This window comes from Antribacter soli (assembly GCF_021568775.1).
GTDB lineage: Bacteria > Actinomycetota > Actinomycetes > Actinomycetales > Cellulomonadaceae > Antribacter > Antribacter soli.
Genome location: NZ_JAKGSG010000021.1, coordinates 1 through 16537, shown reverse-complemented (window position 1 = coordinate 16537; position 16537 = coordinate 1). Strand labels below are relative to the sequence as shown.

General features: G+C 70.0%; 15 protein-coding genes. 10 read left to right on the top strand and 5 right to left on the bottom strand.

Annotated elements, in window-relative coordinates; genetic code table 11:
• Positions 1–76: 76 nt before the first annotated feature.
• Entirely contained in the window at positions 77–949 is an 873-nt protein-coding gene (locus tag L1785_RS05610) for a hypothetical protein (protein WP_236088222.1), read from the top strand.
• A 201-nt stretch (positions 950–1150) separates the two neighbouring features.
• A complete protein-coding gene (locus tag L1785_RS05605; protein ID WP_236088221.1) occupies positions 1151–2095 on the top strand; it encodes an LPXTG cell wall anchor domain-containing protein in 945 nt (314 codons plus the stop codon).
• A gap of 74 nt (positions 2096–2169) precedes the next feature.
• On the opposite strand, the gene L1785_RS05600 is transcribed toward L1785_RS05605, so the two are convergent.
• The 5 genes from L1785_RS05600 to dnaA form a co-directional block, all read right to left on the bottom strand.
• Positions 2170–2664 carry a DciA family protein gene (locus L1785_RS05600; RefSeq protein ID WP_236088274.1) on the bottom strand — a complete coding sequence of 165 codons (495 nt, stop codon included), beginning with the start codon at positions 2662–2664 and terminating at the stop codon, positions 2170–2172.
• A 91-nt stretch (positions 2665–2755) separates the two neighbouring features.
• Positions 2756–3949: a DNA replication/repair protein RecF gene (recF, locus tag L1785_RS05595; protein ID WP_236088273.1), complete on the bottom strand. Its 1194-nt coding sequence runs from the start codon at positions 3947–3949 to the stop codon at positions 2756–2758.
• Between the two features lie 256 nt (positions 3950–4205).
• A complete protein-coding gene (gene gnd, locus L1785_RS05590; RefSeq protein ID WP_236088220.1) occupies positions 4206–5102 on the bottom strand; it encodes a phosphogluconate dehydrogenase (NAD(+)-dependent, decarboxylating) in 897 nt (298 codons plus the stop codon).
• A gap of 102 nt (positions 5103–5204) precedes the next feature.
• Complete coding sequence (dnaN, locus tag L1785_RS05585) at positions 5205–6338, bottom strand: DNA polymerase III subunit beta (RefSeq protein WP_236088219.1); 1134 nt, start codon at positions 6336–6338, stop codon at positions 5205–5207.
• 667 nt (positions 6339–7005) lie between these two features.
• Positions 7006–8439, bottom strand: coding sequence for a chromosomal replication initiator protein DnaA (gene dnaA, locus L1785_RS05580; RefSeq protein ID WP_308113264.1), 1434 nt, complete (start codon positions 8437–8439; stop codon positions 7006–7008).
• A gap of 326 nt (positions 8440–8765) precedes the next feature.
• On the opposite strand from dnaA, the gene rpmH reads away from it, so the two are divergent.
• The 8 genes from rpmH to L1785_RS05540 all read left to right on the top strand — a co-directional run bounded on the left by rpmH (position 8766) and on the right by L1785_RS05540 (position 16427).
• Positions 8766–8903 carry a 50S ribosomal protein L34 gene (gene rpmH, locus L1785_RS05575; RefSeq protein ID WP_236088218.1) on the top strand — a complete coding sequence of 46 codons (138 nt, stop codon included), beginning with the start codon at positions 8766–8768 and terminating at the stop codon, positions 8901–8903.
• Between the two features lie 3 nt (positions 8904–8906).
• Positions 8907–9320, top strand: coding sequence for a ribonuclease P protein component (gene rnpA / locus L1785_RS05570; RefSeq protein ID WP_236088217.1), 414 nt, complete (start codon positions 8907–8909; stop codon positions 9318–9320).
• Positions 9317–9658: a membrane protein insertion efficiency factor YidD gene (gene yidD, locus L1785_RS05565; RefSeq protein ID WP_236088216.1), complete on the top strand. Its 342-nt coding sequence runs from the start codon at positions 9317–9319 to the stop codon at positions 9656–9658. The genes rnpA and yidD overlap by 4 nt, the downstream gene beginning before the upstream one ends.
• A gap of 72 nt (positions 9659–9730) precedes the next feature.
• Positions 9731–10801: a membrane protein insertase YidC gene (gene yidC / locus L1785_RS05560; RefSeq protein WP_236088215.1), complete on the top strand. Its 1071-nt coding sequence runs from the start codon at positions 9731–9733 to the stop codon at positions 10799–10801.
• Between the two features lie 13 nt (positions 10802–10814).
• Positions 10815–11384: a Jag family protein gene (locus L1785_RS05555; RefSeq protein WP_236088214.1), complete on the top strand. Its 570-nt coding sequence runs from the start codon at positions 10815–10817 to the stop codon at positions 11382–11384.
• Positions 11385–11593: 209 nt separating this feature from the next.
• Positions 11594–12271 (top strand): 16S rRNA (guanine(527)-N(7))-methyltransferase RsmG, encoded by a 678-nt coding sequence (gene rsmG, locus L1785_RS05550; protein WP_236088213.1) that lies wholly within the window; start codon positions 11594–11596, stop codon positions 12269–12271.
• 1797 nt (positions 12272–14068) lie between these two features.
• Positions 14069–14971 (top strand): ParA family protein, encoded by a 903-nt coding sequence (locus L1785_RS05545; protein WP_236088271.1) that lies wholly within the window; start codon positions 14069–14071, stop codon positions 14969–14971.
• A gap of 304 nt (positions 14972–15275) precedes the next feature.
• Positions 15276–16427, top strand: coding sequence for a ParB/RepB/Spo0J family partition protein (locus L1785_RS05540; protein WP_443627193.1), 1152 nt, complete (start codon positions 15276–15278; stop codon positions 16425–16427).
• Positions 16428–16537 lie beyond the last annotated feature (110 nt).

Sequence of the window (16537 nt, the reverse complement as noted above, 5' to 3'; positions counted from 1 at the left end):
CTGGTCTAATACCAGGCGCCACCCGACTGTGCATCTCGAAAGTTGCGCACTCTCGCTACCGCGAAGGAATCCGATGATGAAGAAGATCCTGGCGGGCGGTGCCCTCATGGCGCTCGCTCTCGGAGGGCTGGTCGCCACCGCGACACCGGCCTCTGCTCACACGCCCGTTGCCAAGGCCGACTGCACCGGTCTGACGGTCGACCTCACGGCCTACTCGAACGGCCGCAACTCCGTGACGGTCGTCGTCGACGGCAAGGAGCTCGAGGCGACGACGTTCGCCCGCAGCTTCCACGAGACGTACGAGTGGGCCGGGCACGGCATCGACCCGGCGTCCGTGAAGTCCTGGTCCGTCGCGATCGACGCCACCGACGGCAACCAGTTCGACCGGACCCTCAGGGGTGGCCCGCTCGAGGACTGCACGCCGACGACGACGCCGGTGTCGCCGGCCGCACCGACCGTCAACTGCGACATCACCTCGGTCGACGAGATCGCCAAGCCTGAGGACACCGAGTCGATCACCTACACGAAGGACGCCGCGGGCATCCTCGCGACGCTGAGCCGCGGCTTCGCCTGGGGCGACCTCGGCCCGTACACGCAGCAGTCGACGACGACCGCGACCTACCCGGCCGCCGCACTCGCGGAGCTCCTGGAGGCCCAGGAGTGCGAGACCGAGCCGACGCCGACCCCGACCCCGACGCCCACCGAGGCGGCTCCCACTCCGGTGACGACGCCCACGCCGACCCCGACGCCGTCCGCCGAGCCCACGCCGTCACCGTCGGTCACGCCGACGCCCTCGGCTTCCGCCTCGCCGGCGCCGGTCGCCGGCACGCCCCCGATCCTCGCCTCGACGGGCGCCCAGGTGGGCGGCGCGATCCTGTTCGCGCTGCTGCTCGTCGCCGGCGGCTTCGGCCTGGTCTGGGCCCGGAAGCGGATCCACAACAACGGCTGATCTGACCGCCCCGGTCTCACGGAGGGCTCCCCGCCATGGCGGGGAGCCCTCCGTCGTTCCCGCCGCGCGCACCCCGGCCGGACGCACCACACAGGGGGTGAAAGACCGGAAGGTGGTCAGGAGGGGCCTCGCCGGACTGGTTCAATACGGCTCAAACATCCCTTGTGCGCACGGTCCCGTGCGTCCTCTGCTAGGAATTCCATGCACAAGATTCTTGCGAGCGTGGCGACGACCGCGCTCGCCCTGGGCGGACTGACCGTTGCCGCGATGCCCGCCGCAGCCGACGTCGCCCCGCCCTCCTCGCCTGCAGCGCCCGAGCTCGTGGTGCCGGCCGACCCCGGGCAGATCACCGACTGCGACGCCACGATCGAGGACGTCGTCGTCCCCGAGGACACCGAGGCGATCGACTACACGTTCGACGGCAGGTACCTCGTCGCCCGGACGATGCCCGGCTACACCTTCGGGTCGGGAGGGTCGTTCGGCAGGTACCGGCACACGCCCGACGAAGACCCGCGACAGGGCGGGTTCCTCACCGGCCACACCGCTGAGCTCGGCATCGAACAGCTTGTCGCTCCCCGGTGCGGTCTGACGGTTCTCTCGTACGAGCCCGTCTGCGTGGACGGCACACCTCACCTGAAGTATGAGATCGCACGGCCGGAGGGTGCCACGCGCGATGACATCGCCTTGATCTCCTGGGAGGGTGACCGCGCTGGGTGGGAGGTCCTTGCCTCCGGGTCCGGCCACGACTATCCGCTGTCCGGCCTCTACCACTGGCCGGATATCGTCGTGAATGCGGACGGCACCTACTCGAGCCGCGACAACCCCCAGGTGCGGGTGGCCGACGTCGATCTCCACTTCTCGGCCGGGTACCTGGGAGCCGACGGGATTCGGCGGTACTACGCCACCTTCTTCGAGGACGCGCCGATCACCAACCCCTGCGGCACGGACGCGACGGTCCCGGCCGCGACGCCGGTCGCCAACCCGGTCTCGTCGACCAGCCAGAGCCCGTCGGCCGCCGCCGACAGCACCGAGGTGCTGCCCGAGACGGGCGCCACCGTGGGCACAGCTGTTGGCGCGACGGCTCTCCTGCTCGCGCTGGGGACCGGCCTGCTCTGGTACCGCCGGCGGCTCGTCGCGCGCGACTGACCGCGACCACCCTGACACCGTCGGTCGAAGGAGGGCGGGCACCCCACCGGGGTGTCCGCCCTTCTCGCGTCCGTTCAGCCCCAGGTGTCCCGCGGCCCGGGCCCACGAACGGCCCGTGGCCCCCGGCGGAACCCTGGACCCGCCGGACCGAGGACCGTCACCTCCTCCACGACCCCCTCGCCGATCTCCTCGGCCATGCGGCGCAGCAGCGTCGGGACGAGCAGCCGGAGCTGGGTGGCCCAGGCCGTCGAGTCGGCGCGCACCAGGAGCACCTTGTCCTCGAACGTCTCGGGAGTGCAGTGCTCGGCCACGTCCGGCCCCACCACGTCGCGCCACCGTCCGATCACGCCACCGACGGAGACGTCCTCGGTCCACCCCTTCTCGCGCAGGAGGCGGCCCAGCACGTCGGACACGAGCTGCGGATCGCGCGCCCCGGGCCCGGTGCGCTCCTTGCGTGGCTCGGCCAGGGGAGAGCGTCGTGCGGACGAGCCGGGCCGCAGGCCCCTGGCCCGCGCGGCCGCCTTGGCCCGGTTGAGCGCGGCACGCGCCACCTCGGAGGCAGGCGTCAGGGGTGCGTCGCCCCCGGAATCGGCGCCCGCACCGGTACCCGCATCGCGCGGCTGCCCGACGCCGGAGCTCGGCTCGAGCGGTTCGTTCACCTCAGGCACGGGTCACCTTCCCTGGTTCCACGTGGAACCGAGCACCCTGGAGGGCGGCCGGCACGTCGTCGGGCACCGCGGCCGTGACGAGGACCTGCCGCGCGGGCGCGACCAGCTCGGCGAGCCGCTCCCTGCGGCGGACGTCAAGCTCGGCGAAGACGTCGTCGAGGATCAGTACCGGATCGGCGTCGACGCCGAGGTCCGGGTTCCAGAATGCGGGCCCCGTCTCTCCTCCGCCGAGCAGCCGGTACGAGGCGAGCCGTAGCGCCAGGGCGAAGGACCACGACTCCCCGTGGCTGGCGTAGCCCTTCGCAGGCAGGCCGGCCAGCGTGAGCACGAGGTCGTCCCGGTGCGGCCCGACCAGGCTCACGCCGCGCTCGAGCTCCTGCGACCGTGCCTCGGCGATCCCTTTCAGCAGTGCCTCGCGCAGCTCCGCGAGACCAGGAACCTCCCGGGGCACGTCGCCTGCGAGCGACCAGCGGTAGCCGATCTCGGCGGCCCCGACCGCCGCGCTCACCTGTTCGTACGCGGCCGCGACTGCCGGTCGGAGCGCCGTGACGAGCTGCAGGCGCAGCGAGAGGATCTCCGCGCCGAGCTCGGCGAGCCGGGCGTCCCACACCTCCAGCGTCGCCACCTCGGGCGATGCGCTCCCTGTGGACGGCGCGGTCCGCGCCCCCCGACGGATCGTTCGCGCAGACTTGAGCAGCGCGGACCGCTGCCGCAGCACGCGGTCGTAGTCCGACAGGACTCCCGCCACACGGGGAACCATGAGCACGAGGAGCTGGTCGAGGAAGCGGCGGCGGCCGTCCGGGTCGCCCTTGACGAGGGCGAGGTCCTCGGGCGCGAAGAGCACCGTCCGCAGGATCCCGAGGACGTCCCGCGAGCGGACGGGCTGCCCCCGGTTGATCCTGGCGCGGTTGGCCTTCCCGGGCGTGATCTCGACCTCGACGGTGCTTGCGCGGTCGCCCCGGACGATCCGGGTACGCACCACGGCCCGGTCGGCGCCGGCCCGGATGAGCGGAGTGTCGGTCGCTACCCGGTGCGAGCCGAGCGTCGCCACGTACCCGATCGCCTCGACGAGGTTCGTCTTTCCCTGCCCGTTCGGGCCGAGGAAGGCGTTCACCCCGGGCTCGAGCTCGACGTCGACGGCCGGGTACGACCGGAAGTCGAGCAGAGAGAGGTGCGACACGTACATGACGATCCCGAGGCGACGGATTCCTGTGGACAAACCTGTGGACACGCATTGTGGAAAACCGTGTGGAGAACCCTGCTGTCAGGCAGGACACCACCGGGGATGAGGACTGCCCTTGCAGGGCCGAGAATCCCTCAAAACTGGCTCAAACTGGCCCAAATTTACCGCCGGGCCAGGCGACCCGACCGCCTGAGCGAGCGACCGCCGTCGTCCACAGGGGCCTGTGAATGAAGCAGTGGGCTCAGCCGTGCACGTCCGGTCAGTCGACGGCCTTGACCGCGTGCCCGCCGAACTGCTGACGGAGCGCCGCGACGGCCTTGAGGGCCGGCGACTTGTCCTGTCGCGACGCGAACCGCGCGAAGAGCGAGGCAGAGATCACCGGGAGCGGCACGGCGAGATCGATGGCCTCGTCGACCGTCCAGCGACCTTCGCCGGAGTCGTCCACCCAGTCGTCGAGGAGCTCGAGCTCCGGGTCCTGCTCGAGCGCCTTGACCATGAGGTCGAGCAGCCAGGAGCGGACGACGGTGCCGCGGGTCCACGCCTTCATCGTGCCGTGGACGTCGGTGATGACGTCCTTCTTCGCCGCCAGCAGCTCGTAGCCCTCGGCGTACGCCTGCATGAGACCGTACTCGATGCCGTTGTGGACCATCTTCGCGAAGTGGCCGGCGCCGACCGGCCCTGCGTGGACGAATCCCTCCTCGCGCGGGCCCTCGGGGCGCAGGGCGTCGAAGACCGGCATGAGCGACGCGATGTCGGCGGGGGAGCCGCCGACCATGAGTCCGTAGCCGTTGTCGAGGCCCCACACGCCGCCCGAGACGCCCACGTCGACGTACCCGACACCCTTGACGGCGAGAGCGGCTGCCCGCTCCTGGTCCTCGACGTAGTGCGAGTTACCGCCCTCAATGACGATGTCGTCCTGGCCCAGGAGCTCGCCGAGGGCGTCGACCACGCCGCGGGTCGGCGCTCCCGCCGGCACCATGACCCAGATCACGCGCTGCTCCGCGGGCAGCGCCGCGACCAGGTCCGCGAGGGTCGGGACGTCGGACACCTCGGGCCGCGGGTCGTAGCCCGTGACCTCGATACCGCCCCTGCGCAGGCGGGCACGCATGTTGTTGCCCATCTTCCCGAGCCCGACCAGGCCGATGTGGGTGACCATTTCCAGCTTCCTCCAGATGGGCGCGGATCGCGCCGTGCCCGACGACGGACGGTCGCCTCGGGTCGTGCCCGGGGCAGAAACTGCGGGCTGCCCCGCGCGAGCTCAGCCCGCGAAGCGGATCGGGACCAGCAGGTAGCGGTACGACGAGTCGTCCTCGCCGTCCAGGGACTCCTGACCCGTGAACTCCACAGGCTTGTTCGGGTGCGTGAACGACAGGCGCACGAAGTCTGTTCCGAGGGCGCCCAGGCCGTCGAGCAGGAACTGCGGGTTGAACGCCACAGCGATGTCCTCGCCGACCAGCACGGCCTCCAGGGCCTCCGACGCCTGGGCGTCGTCGCCCTGGCCGGCGTCCAGGACCACCTGCCCGTCGGTGAAGCTGAGCCGGATCGGCGTGTTGCGCTCGGCGACGAGGCTGACGCGCTTCGCGGCCTCGATGAGCGGGCCGGTCGCCACGACCGCGTGGATCGGGGTGGCGTCCGGGAAGAGACGACGGACGGCCGGGTAGTCGCCGTCGACGAGCTGCGAGGTGGTGTGACGCCCGCCCGCCTCGAACCCCACGAGGTCCAGGCCGGCACCTGTGGACAGCCCGACGTTGACGAGGCTGCCACTCCCACCGAGCGACTTCGCCACGTCATTCAGCGTGCGTGCACGGATGAGGGCGACCGCGGAGTAGCCCGGCGTGGCCGGGGTCCACGTGAGCTCGCGGAGCGCCAGGCGGTAGCGGTCCGTGGACAGGAGCGTGATCTTCTCGCCCTCGATCTCGACGCGGACGCCGGTCAGCAGGGGCAGCGTGTCGTCCCGGCTCGCCGCGACGGTGACCTGTGACACGGCCTGCGTGAACGCCTCGCCCGAGACGGTGCCGCTCAGCTCCGGCATCGCGGGCAGCGACGGGTAGTCCTCCACGGGCATCGTGAGGAGCGTGAACCGGCTGGCACCGCAGGTGACGATGACCTTCGTGCCCTCGAGCGCGACGTCCACAGGCTTGTTGGGGAGGGCACGGGAGATCTCGGCCAGGAGGCGGCCCGACACGAGGACGGTGCCTGGCTCGGCGACCTCGGCGGGGATCTCGGAGCGGGCGGAGGTCTCGTAGTCGAAGCTCGCGAGGTTGATGATCCCCTGCGCGTCAGCCTCGATGCGGACGCCCGCGAGAACCGGCGCCGGCGGGCGCGTCGGGAGCGTGCGGGCGGTCCAGGTCACGGCATCGGCGAGGACATCGCGCTCGACCCTGAACTTCATGCCGCTTCCATCTCCCTCTATGACGCCGACTGTCCTGGCAAACCCTACGCGAGGTCCGGGCTCTCAGGCACCCGGGGAGCTGCCACTCTTGCGGTGGGATCTGACCTCGTACTAGTGTTCCAACGAACGGGTGTTCGAGGCCACGGGGCAGGAGCGTCGGGATGGCCGGTCGAGTCGGCCGGGTGCCTGATGAAGGCGGGGGATCTTCCTCTTCCATTAACTCTGTCGTAGTCGTAGTAGGTGTTGTGGAACTTGGGGAAATCGACTGTTTCCGCAGGTCAGCGGTGCTATCTGGCTGTGGAGCATCTGTGGGGTGACCTGTGGGTTAACTGGGGGTGCCTGTGGGCAGCGGATCTGTACACACACGCCGTCCACCGATGAGTGCCTCTGCGCCCACAGAGATAGGCCAGTAGTCCACACCCGTCCACAAGGTTGTTCACAGGTGTGCACGGGTTCGATGGTCGGTTCGACCGAGTTCTGCACAGCTTCGGTCCACATGGATGGGGACGGCCGGAGTCGAGCCGCGGGACTCCGCGCCTCAGGATGTGGACGAAGGTGTGGAGGTGCAGATACGCAACGTCCCCAGGCGGAGTCCACAGGGTTGTGGACCGACTGGGGACGCAGGGTCGTGTTGGCGCTCTCGCGGGTGTTTGCGCAGGTGAGCGCCTCAGCCGCGGTGCTGCTGCTTGATCCGGCTCGTCAGCTCGGTGACCTGGTTGTAGGTCGAGCGCCGCTCCGCCATCTGGCCGGCGATCTTCTTGTTGGCGTGCATCACCGTCGTGTGATCGCGGCCGCCGAACTGCTGGCCGATCTTCGGCAGCGACAGGTCGGTGAGCTCGCGGCACAGATACATCGCGATCTGCCGAGCGGTCACCAGCACGCGCGAGCGGGACGACCCGCACAGGTCTTCGATGGTGAGGCCGAAGTAGGCCGCCGTCTGCGCGATGACGACGGCGGCGGTGATCTCGGCGGAGTCGTCATCGGTGATGAGGTCCTTGAGGACGATCTCCGCCAGTGCGAGATCGACCTGCTGGCGGTTGAGGTTGGCGAATGCCGTCACCCGGATCAGGGCCCCCTCGAGCTCGCGGATGTTCGTCGAGATGCGGGAGCCGATGTAGCTGAGGACCTCGTCCGGCACGTCGAGGTGCTCGGAGGCCGCCTTCTTCCGCATGATCGCGATGCGGGTCTCGAGGTCGGGAGGCTGGACGTCGGTGATGAGGCCCCACTCGAATCGTGAGCGGAGCCGGTCCTCGAAGCCGTTGAGCTGCTTGGGGGGAACGTCGGACGTGATCACGACCTGCTTGTTGGCGTTGTGGAGCGCGTTGAAGGTGTGGAAGAACTCCTCCATCGTCTGTTCCTTGCCCTGCAGGAACTGGATGTCGTCGATGAGCAGGACGTCGACGTCCCGGTAGCGGCGCTGGAAGGCGCCGGCCTTGCCCTCGCCGATGGAGTTGATGAAGTCGTTGGTGAACTCCTCGGAGTTCACATAGCGCACCCGCACGTGCGGATAGAGGTTGTGGGCGTAGTGCCCGATCGCGTGGAGCAGGTGCGTCTTGCCCAGCCCCGAGTCGCCGTAGATGAACAGCGGGTTGTAGGCCTTCGCCGGCGCCTCGGCCACGGCGACTGCGGCCGCGTGCGCGAACCGGTTGGACGAGCCGATGACGAACGTCTCGAAGATGTACTTCGGGTTCAGTCGTGTCGGTTCGTTCGACGGCTTGGGCGCCGGCTGCGGCGCGACCGGGATCTGGGCCGCCTCGGGCTCGGGCGGCTCATGTGTCAGGGACAGCGCGGCGGGGCCTGAGATCTGCGACGGCCCGGCGAGCGAGACGTGGCTCAGCTCCGGGTCGACGGTGATACCGAAGCGGATGTCCCGGCCGAGCACCGAGGAGATCGCGGACACCAGGTCGTCGCGCACCGCGGTCTCGAGGTAGGTTCGCGTCTGCTCGTGCGGCACCGCGATGAACACCATGTCGTCCAGGACCGCCATCGGCTTCGCGAGCCTGATGAAGGCGAGCTGCCGCGGACTCATATCGGGTCTGGACTCGAGCGTGGCCAGGGTCTGTGCCCAGACGTCACCGATGTTCTCGTCCGGGTTGGCCACTGGTGTTCCTTCGTGTCGTCGTGCTCGTGGGATCACTGAAGTCTGCCATGATGGGTCACCGTCCACACAGTTGTCCACAGGTTGTGGATGCCGTGAAACACGGTGCTCGTGTGGTGCTCGTGACAGGCTCCCGGTTTGACCCGAGAGCCGCCCGCGGCGTAACGTCTGGTAGCCGTTCCAGGTACTTCAGCGCGCCCAGAACCCACCGTACTGAGGCCCCAGGCCCGGCTCGGCCCGGTCGAGCGCGCTACGCTGCACGGCCTTGTTACCACCCCTGCATCGTCGAGGACTGACGGTGTGCCTCCCCGACGTTCTTGGAGTACCTCGTGAGCAAGCGGACCTTCCAGCCGAACAACCGCCGGCGTGCCAAGACCCATGGCTTCCGGCTGCGCATGCGCACCCGTGCCGGCCGCGCCATCCTGGCCGCTCGCCGTAGCAAGGGTCGCGTCGAGCTCTCTGCCTGAGCCGTGCTTCCCGCGGCGCACCGACTGCGCCGTTCCGTCGACTTCGAGCGGGCGGTGCGCCGCGGCACGCGTGCAGGACGATCGACCTTGGTGGTTCACCTCCTCGTCACCGAGGAGGACTCTGAACCTCCACAGGTCGGTTTTGTCGTATCTAAGGCCATTGGTAATGCCGTGCAGCGCAACATCGTGAAGCGCCGGCTCCGGGCCGCGGCCGCCCCGCACGTGGCGGGCCTGCCGCCCCGGGCCCGGGCAGTCGTGCGTGCCCTCCCGGCCGCTTCCAAGGCAAGCTACGCGGACCTCGCCGGCGACCTGGCCTCGTGCCTCACCCGGGCCGTCGCGCGGGCGACGGCCGCCCCCGAGGCGACCCGTCCGACGTCGGGCAACGATGCCCGACGCGTGACCGGTGGCGTGCGATGACCGGCCTCTTCCGCCTGACGACGCTCGCCCCGGGGACTGCGCGAGCCGGGCTCGGCGACCTGCCCGTGACGGTCCTCGTGGGGATGATCCGGGTCTACCAGACGTTCATCTCACCGATGAGCGGGCCGACGTGCAAGTACTACCCCTCGTGCTCGCAGTACGCGGTCATCGCGCTGCGACGGCACGGCGCCCTGCGCGGGCTCGGGCTCGCGCTGTGGCGGCTCCTGCGGTGCAACCCGTGGAGCCTGGGGGGCGTGAACGACGTACCGCCGGCGCGCGGTGGCCGGGCGAGCGATGCCCCGGCCGACGTGCCAGACGGGAAGCCGCACACGCACTGAGCCCCTGCGCTCGCCCCGGGACGCGGCCCGGGAACCCTGGACTTCGCGGTACACGACTTTGGAGCACTCCTGATGGACTTCTTCGCGTTCCTCTACCCGATCGAGTGGGTGGTGGCCTGGATCATGTACGGGTCCCACACGCTCTTCACGATGCTCGGCCTTGCATCCGGACCGGGCACCGCGTGGGTGCTGTCGATCGTCGCGCTCGTGATCGTGATCCGTATCGCCCTGATCCCGCTGTTCTTCAGGCAGATCAAGGCGTCCCGCGGGATGCAGATGATCCAGCCCGAGCTGCAGGCCGTCCAGAAGAAGTACAAGGGCAAGACGGACCCGGCGTCCCGCGAGGCAATGACCCGCGAGACCATGGAGCTGTACCGGAAGCACGGCACCAACCCGTTCGCGTCCTGCATGCCGCTCCTGCTGCAGTCGCCGATCTTCTTCGCGCTCTTCCGGGTACTGAACAGCCTGGAGCCGATCTCCAACGGCACGCACTCCCGCGACGCGATCGGCCCGATCACCCAGAACGTCGCCGGTGACATCGAGAGCTCGACGCTGTTCGGCGCCCAGCTGTCCGACGTCTTCCTGACGACGGACTCGTGGGTCTCGCGCGCCGTCGTCATCGCCCTCATCGTGGCGATGTCGGCCACGACGTTCCTCACGCAGCGTCAGCTGACCATGAAGAACATGCCGCCGTCGGCGCTCGAGGGCCCGATGGCTCAGACGCAGAAGATGATGCTGTACTTGCTCCCCGTCGTCTTTGCGATCTCGGGCGTGAACTTCCCCGTGGGCGTCCTGATCTACTGGACCGTCACCAACCTGTGGTCGATGGGCCAGCAGTACTACACGATCAAGCGCATGCCGACACCGGGGTCGCTCGCCGAGAAGCAGCTCAAGGAGCGCCAGGCGCGCAAGGCGGCCGAGAAGGCTGCAGCCCGGGGTGAGGTCGTCGTCGTGGACGCCCCCGAGGTCGAGGCGCCGCGCGGAGGACAGCGCGTCCAGCCCAAGCGCAAGAGCCGGCAGAAGCCGAGCTCGCAGGTGAACCCGCGGCCCGCCACGGCGCAGTCCGCTCCCGCGGGCGGCGACGAAGCCGACCGTGCGACCGGCGAGGCGGACGACGACACTTCGAAGCAGAAGAAGAAGTAGGAGGATCACGCAGATGAGCCCCACCACCCCGGCGGAGACCGGCACACCCGCGCAGGACGAGGCGACCCCGGTCGTCAAGGACCTCACGGCACGCCTCGAAGAGGAGGGCGAGATCGCCGCCGACTACCTCGAGGAGCTGCTCGACATCGCGGACCTCGATGGCGACATCGACCTCGACATCAAGTACGACCGCGCGGCGGTCGAGGTGGTGGCGGACGACACCGAGCCGCTGGCGCGGCTCGTCGGCCGCGACGGTGAGGTCCTCGACGCACTGCAGGAGCTGACGCGCCTCGCCGTCCAGGCCAAGACGGGCGAGCGGAGCAGGCTGATGCTCGACATCGCCGGCTTCCGGGCGGCGCGCCGCGAGGAGCTCACGCGGATCGCGGAGGCGGCGATCGAGGAGGTGCGCTCCACGGGTGCCGAGGTGGAGCTCGAGCCCCTCAACGCCTTCGAGCGCAAGGTCGTGCACGACGCCGTCGCCGCCGCCGGCCTCGCGAGCGACTCGCGGGGTGTCGAGCCGCAGCGGTACGTCGTGGTGCAGCTGGCTGGTTCGGCCGACGCCGAGGTGGGCTCCGGCGACTGAACCCGGCAGGTGCGAGGGGCCGGTGCGCGTCGACCGATGCGCACCGGCCCTTTGTTCGGTCCCGCTGCGTCGGGCTGATGCCGGGCGGTGCTCCGTGGAGCGTGGGTTGTCGTGCCTGCTGCGGCGTCGGGTGTGGTGCTCGCCAGGCTGTCTGATGGTGCTGTCGGGAGACCGCCAGGAGGATTGGCGGCAGGAGAGATGGAGAGACGATGGACGAGGTCGGAGAGCCCCGAGGCGAGACGCTCGACGCGAGCGACGCCGAGACGCTCGGCACGAGTGACGCCGTACGCCAGTACTTCGGCGGCAGCTACGACAAGGTGGCGCAGTTCGCGGCGTTGCTGCTCGAGCAGGGCGAGCTCCGCGGACTGATCGGCCCGCGGGAGGTGCCGCGCATCTGGGAACGGCACATCCTCAATTCCGCCGCGGTCGTCCCTTACCTGCCGTCGTCGGGCTCGGTGGCCGACATCGGATCTGGGGCGGGCCTGCCAGGCATCGTGATCGCCATCATGCGGCCCGACGTCGAGGTCCTTCTCGTGGAGCCCATGGAGCGGCGGACCGTTTGGCTGTCCGAGGTGGCGACGACCCTGGGACTCGGGAACATCCAGGTGAAGCGCGGGCGCGCGGAGGAGTTCCACGGCGCCTTCGAGGCGGATGCCGTGACCTCCCGCGCGGTCGCGGCGTTGTCGAAGCTCGTTCGCATGAGCATGCCGCTCGTCCGCCCGGGAGGGGAGATGGTGATCCTCAAGGGGCGCAATGTGGCGCTCGAGATCGAGCCGGCGCGCAAGGCGCTCCGCTCGTTCCGCGCCGGCGAGCCCGAGATCCTCGAGGGCGTGACGGTCCCGGGCGTCGAGGCGACGACAATCCTGCGTGTTCGTCGCGGGAAGTAGCTCGTTCGCCCGGCGGAGCCGTTTCACGTGAAACAGCATCGGCCCGTCATCGGCCCGTCGCCTGATGGCGACGGGCCGATGCGCGTCACACGGCCCGTGCAGCGGCCGCAGCCTTGGTTGGTCGTCTGCCGGATCTGCTCGAGTGAGGTGCCCGTCGCGTTGTACGGGTGGCTGCACCCACGGCTCGAGGCCCAGCCGATGCCGGCGCCGCTGCGCTGAGCGACGGCCTGCGCGGGGGTGGCGAACGTCGTGGCCTTTGCCCGTGGGGCGATCGTGAGGACGAGAACGGCGACGACCCAGGAGACGGCACGTCTGAGAAGTCGGGGGTCGGCAGCTCCTCGTGCGGTAGGGCACGCCTGCGTCGAAGAACCTAGGCGCGACGCCGTGCCCGGAGGGCGCATCGACTCAGGTCGAGGATTGTCAGTTCCGGCGAACGCGCACCGGTGTGACCCGCTGATTCCGATCCGGCACGTTTCACGTGAAACGGCGAGAGGTCGGGCGGACAATTCGTCGACGGGCGGCGTTTCGACCCGGTGGGGCCGTGTCCACGACCGTAGCGTTACACGGGTGTGGTTCTTCAGGAGGAAATCGAAGCGGCAGAAGCCGGCGAGCGGTTCCGAAACGGCTGCTGAGCCCGTCGCGGACGCGGCGGCTGGGCCTCTGATCGAACCGGGGCCCGCGCCGGAGGCGGCTCGGTCGCTCGAGCTGGCGCCGGCACCGGTGGCCGCAGCGCTGGCGACGGTGGACGTGGACCCGGAGAGCGGGTCTCCCGCCGGGGTGGAGTCGGAGAGCCCGGAACCGGAGTCCGTGCCCGATCTGGAGGCAGACCTGGGGAACCCCGAGGTCTTGCCTGACGCAGATCGGGGCCCAGAGCCGAAGATATTGCCGGATGCAGAGCCGGACGTCGCGCCGGAGCCGGACGCCGAGCCCGACACCAACCCGGAACCGGACACCAACCCGGAACCGGACGCCGAGCCGGAGCCGGAGACGGACCCGGACACCAATCCGGAGGTGGTCCGGGGCGTCGAGCCAGACCCGGAGACGGTCCCGGACCTGGAGCCCGATTCCGGCCTGAGTCCGGACACAGACCCGGCGGTCACGCCGGAGGTGGATCCGGGCAACCCGTCCGATCCAGAGGTGGACACCGAGCGCTCACCTGAGCCCGAGGTTGCCGTCGAGCCTTCGTCCGGCGCGTCGGCCACGTCGGCGGTCGGCTCCCCGTCCGATTCCCCGTCCGAATCGGTGGCTCAGGACTCGGTGGGCGAGGACTCGGCGGCGGACTCGGTGGGCGAGGACTCGGACGGCGAGGAGCAGGATGCCGAGGAGTCGGCGGCCGGGTCCGTCGTGGACACGGATCGAGAACCGGCCGGCCGCGCGACATCGCTCGTGCCGGGGTCGCTCGACGGGATTCGTTCGGAGGCGATCGTCGCCGGACCGGCCGCTGCGTCGTCGGCCTCTGTGGCGCTGGCCGTGCGTCCCGCAGAGGTGGACGCGGGTGCCGACACCGGCGAGGCCGTCGGCGAGTCGGCGCCCACCAGCGCGGATAGCAGCCCGAACGACAACCGCAGCGACTACAGTGTGCGCGTGACGGATCCGATCCCTGTGCAAGGGCTCTCCGCTCCGACCCCCGCCGTTTCACGTGAAACGGCGTCGGCGGAGCAGTGGCCCTCGAATACGCCCCAGTCCGCCCAGGGCCTCGGCGAGGACCGCTACGTGAGCGAGGAAGACCGCCGTGCGGCACTCATCGCCAGCGTCCCGATCGTCGACGAGACCACACCACTTGCCGCCGAGCTTGCGATGGACGCCCGTCGTCGCCTCGAGCTCCACGGGCGCAAGTTTCCGCGCCCCCCGAAGACGCGCATCATCACGGTGGCGAATCAGAAGGGTGGCGTCGGCAAGACGACAACCACCGTCAACCTCGCCGCCGGCCTGGCTCAGGCCGGTCTGAACGTCCTCGTGATCGACAACGACCCGCAGGGCAACGCGTCGACAGCACTCGGCCTGGAGCATCGCGCAGGCACACCCTCTGTCTACGAGGTCCTCATCGAGGACGCGCCGATCGCCAGCACCGTGCAGGAGTGCCCCGACGTCCCAAACCTCTGGGGCGTCCCCGCGACGATCGACCTCTCCGGTTCCGAGATCGAGCTCGTGTCGCTCGTTTCACGTGAAACGCGACTTCGCCGCGCGCTCGACACGTACCTCGAACAGCGCATCGCGAACGGGGAGGAGCGGATCGACTACGTTCTGATCGACTGCCCGCCCAGCCTCGGCCTGCTCACGGTGAACGCGTTCGTCACGGGGCGCGAGGTCTTCATCCCCATCCAGTGCGAGTACTACGCGCTGGAGGGTCTGAGCCAGCTGCTGAAGACGATCGACATGATCCGCGCTCACCTCAACCCTGACCTGCGCGTCTCGTCGATCCTCCTGACGATGTACGACGGCCGCACCAACCTCGCCCAGCAGGTCGCGAGCGAGGTCCGAACGCACTTCCCGAACGAGACCTTCCGCACGACGATCCCGCGGTCGGTGCGCATCTCTGAGGCTCCGAGCTACGCCCAGACGGTCATGACCTACGACCCGTCGTCGACCGGCGCGCTGGCGTATCTCGAGGCCGCTCGGGAGCTCGCGGAGCGAGGACAGGGCTTCTCGAGCCCGCGTCGTCCGAGCCCGGCGGGTGTCGCGCAGGATGGCCAGTGGTGAGGGCGTTGACGATGGAGGAAGCACGATGAGCACCCAGAAGCGGCGAGGACTCGGGCGCGGCCTGGGCGCACTGATCCCTACCTCCCCGGAGGATGACGATCGGCGCGACGGTCTTGGTGCGGTGACCGCTCTCGCAGTCGAGGAGCGGCCGGCTCCTCCCGCGATCGCCGGGGCCGGCGCTCCTGATGAGCCGGCAGTCACGCCCGAGCCTGTCGCGGCACCCCATCAAGCCCCCGCACCTGCGGCGGTAACCGCACCCAGTGCGGACGGGCTCCCGGCGGGCGCGGCGCCAGAGGCGAGCGCAGTGGCGCCGGTCGCGACCGAGATCGTCTCCGCCACGCCTGACGGGGAGCCCGGACCTGCGGCAGAGACAGAGTCGGCTGGGGACGCGTCGCACGTCGTGGAGCCGGGAAGGCGGGCACCGTCGGCCTTCCGCCCGGCCTCTCGGCCGAAGTGGGACGCGGCGATCGAGAGCGGGCGCCTGTCGGTCTCGAACGACGGCACGCCCAGCGACTCGGCGAGCGCGCTGGACTCAGCGTTCTTCGGCGGCGACGTTTCACGTGAAACCCAGGACCTCCTGCCGGTCCCCGGCGCCAGGTTTGCCGAGATTCCCGTCGGGGCGATCCGGCCGAACACGCGGCAGCCGCGAACGATCTTCGACGAGGGCGAGCTCGACGAGCTGGTCGAGTCGATCAAGGAGATCGGCGTGCTGCAGCCGATCGTCGTCCGGCCCGACAAGACGACGCCGGGCGCATACGAGCTCATCATGGGCGAGCGCCGTTGGCGCGCCACGCAGGCCGCGAACCTCGACACCGTCCCGGCGATCATCCGGGAGACCGACGACTCGGACATGCTCCGGGACGCGCTCCTCGAGAACCTCCACCGTGCGGCGCTCAACCCGCTCGAGGAGGCAGCCGCCTATCGCCAGCTCCTCGACGACTTCGGTTGCACCCACGAGCAGCTCGCGTCCCGCATCGCCCGGAGTCGACCGCAGATCTCCAACACGCTCCGGCTCCTGCGGCTGCCGCCTCTCGTGCAGCGACGGGTTGCGGCAGGGGTTCTCTCTGCCGGCCACGCGCGTGCACTGCTCGGCCTGAGCGATGCAGCGGAGATCGAGCGACTCGCCCAGCGCATCGTGTCCGAAGGCCTCTCGGTGCGTGCCACCGAAGAGATCGTGATGCTCACGGAGACCGGCGGCGCGGGAACAAAGCCCCGCAAGGCACCGCGTGCCGGGGGTCGGCTCGAGGCGGTCGACGACCTCGCCACGCGCCTCTCCGACCGGTTCGAGACCCGCGTGAAGGTCAATGTCGGCAGGAGCAAGGGTCGCCTGACCGTGGAGTTCGCCTCGGTGGACGACCTCAATCGCATCCTGGCCGTCATGGCGCCCGAGGATCCGGGCCTGCTCCGGTCCCAGACTGACGACGGGGCGAGCGGCGACGACCTGGACGAGGACTGACCAGGCCTGACGCGCCAGAACCGAACGCGCACAGAGAACTGGCCGGGGGGGGGGGGGGGGGGCCGCGGCCCCCCCCCCCCCCCGGGCGGGCGGACGGACGCCGGCGGGGG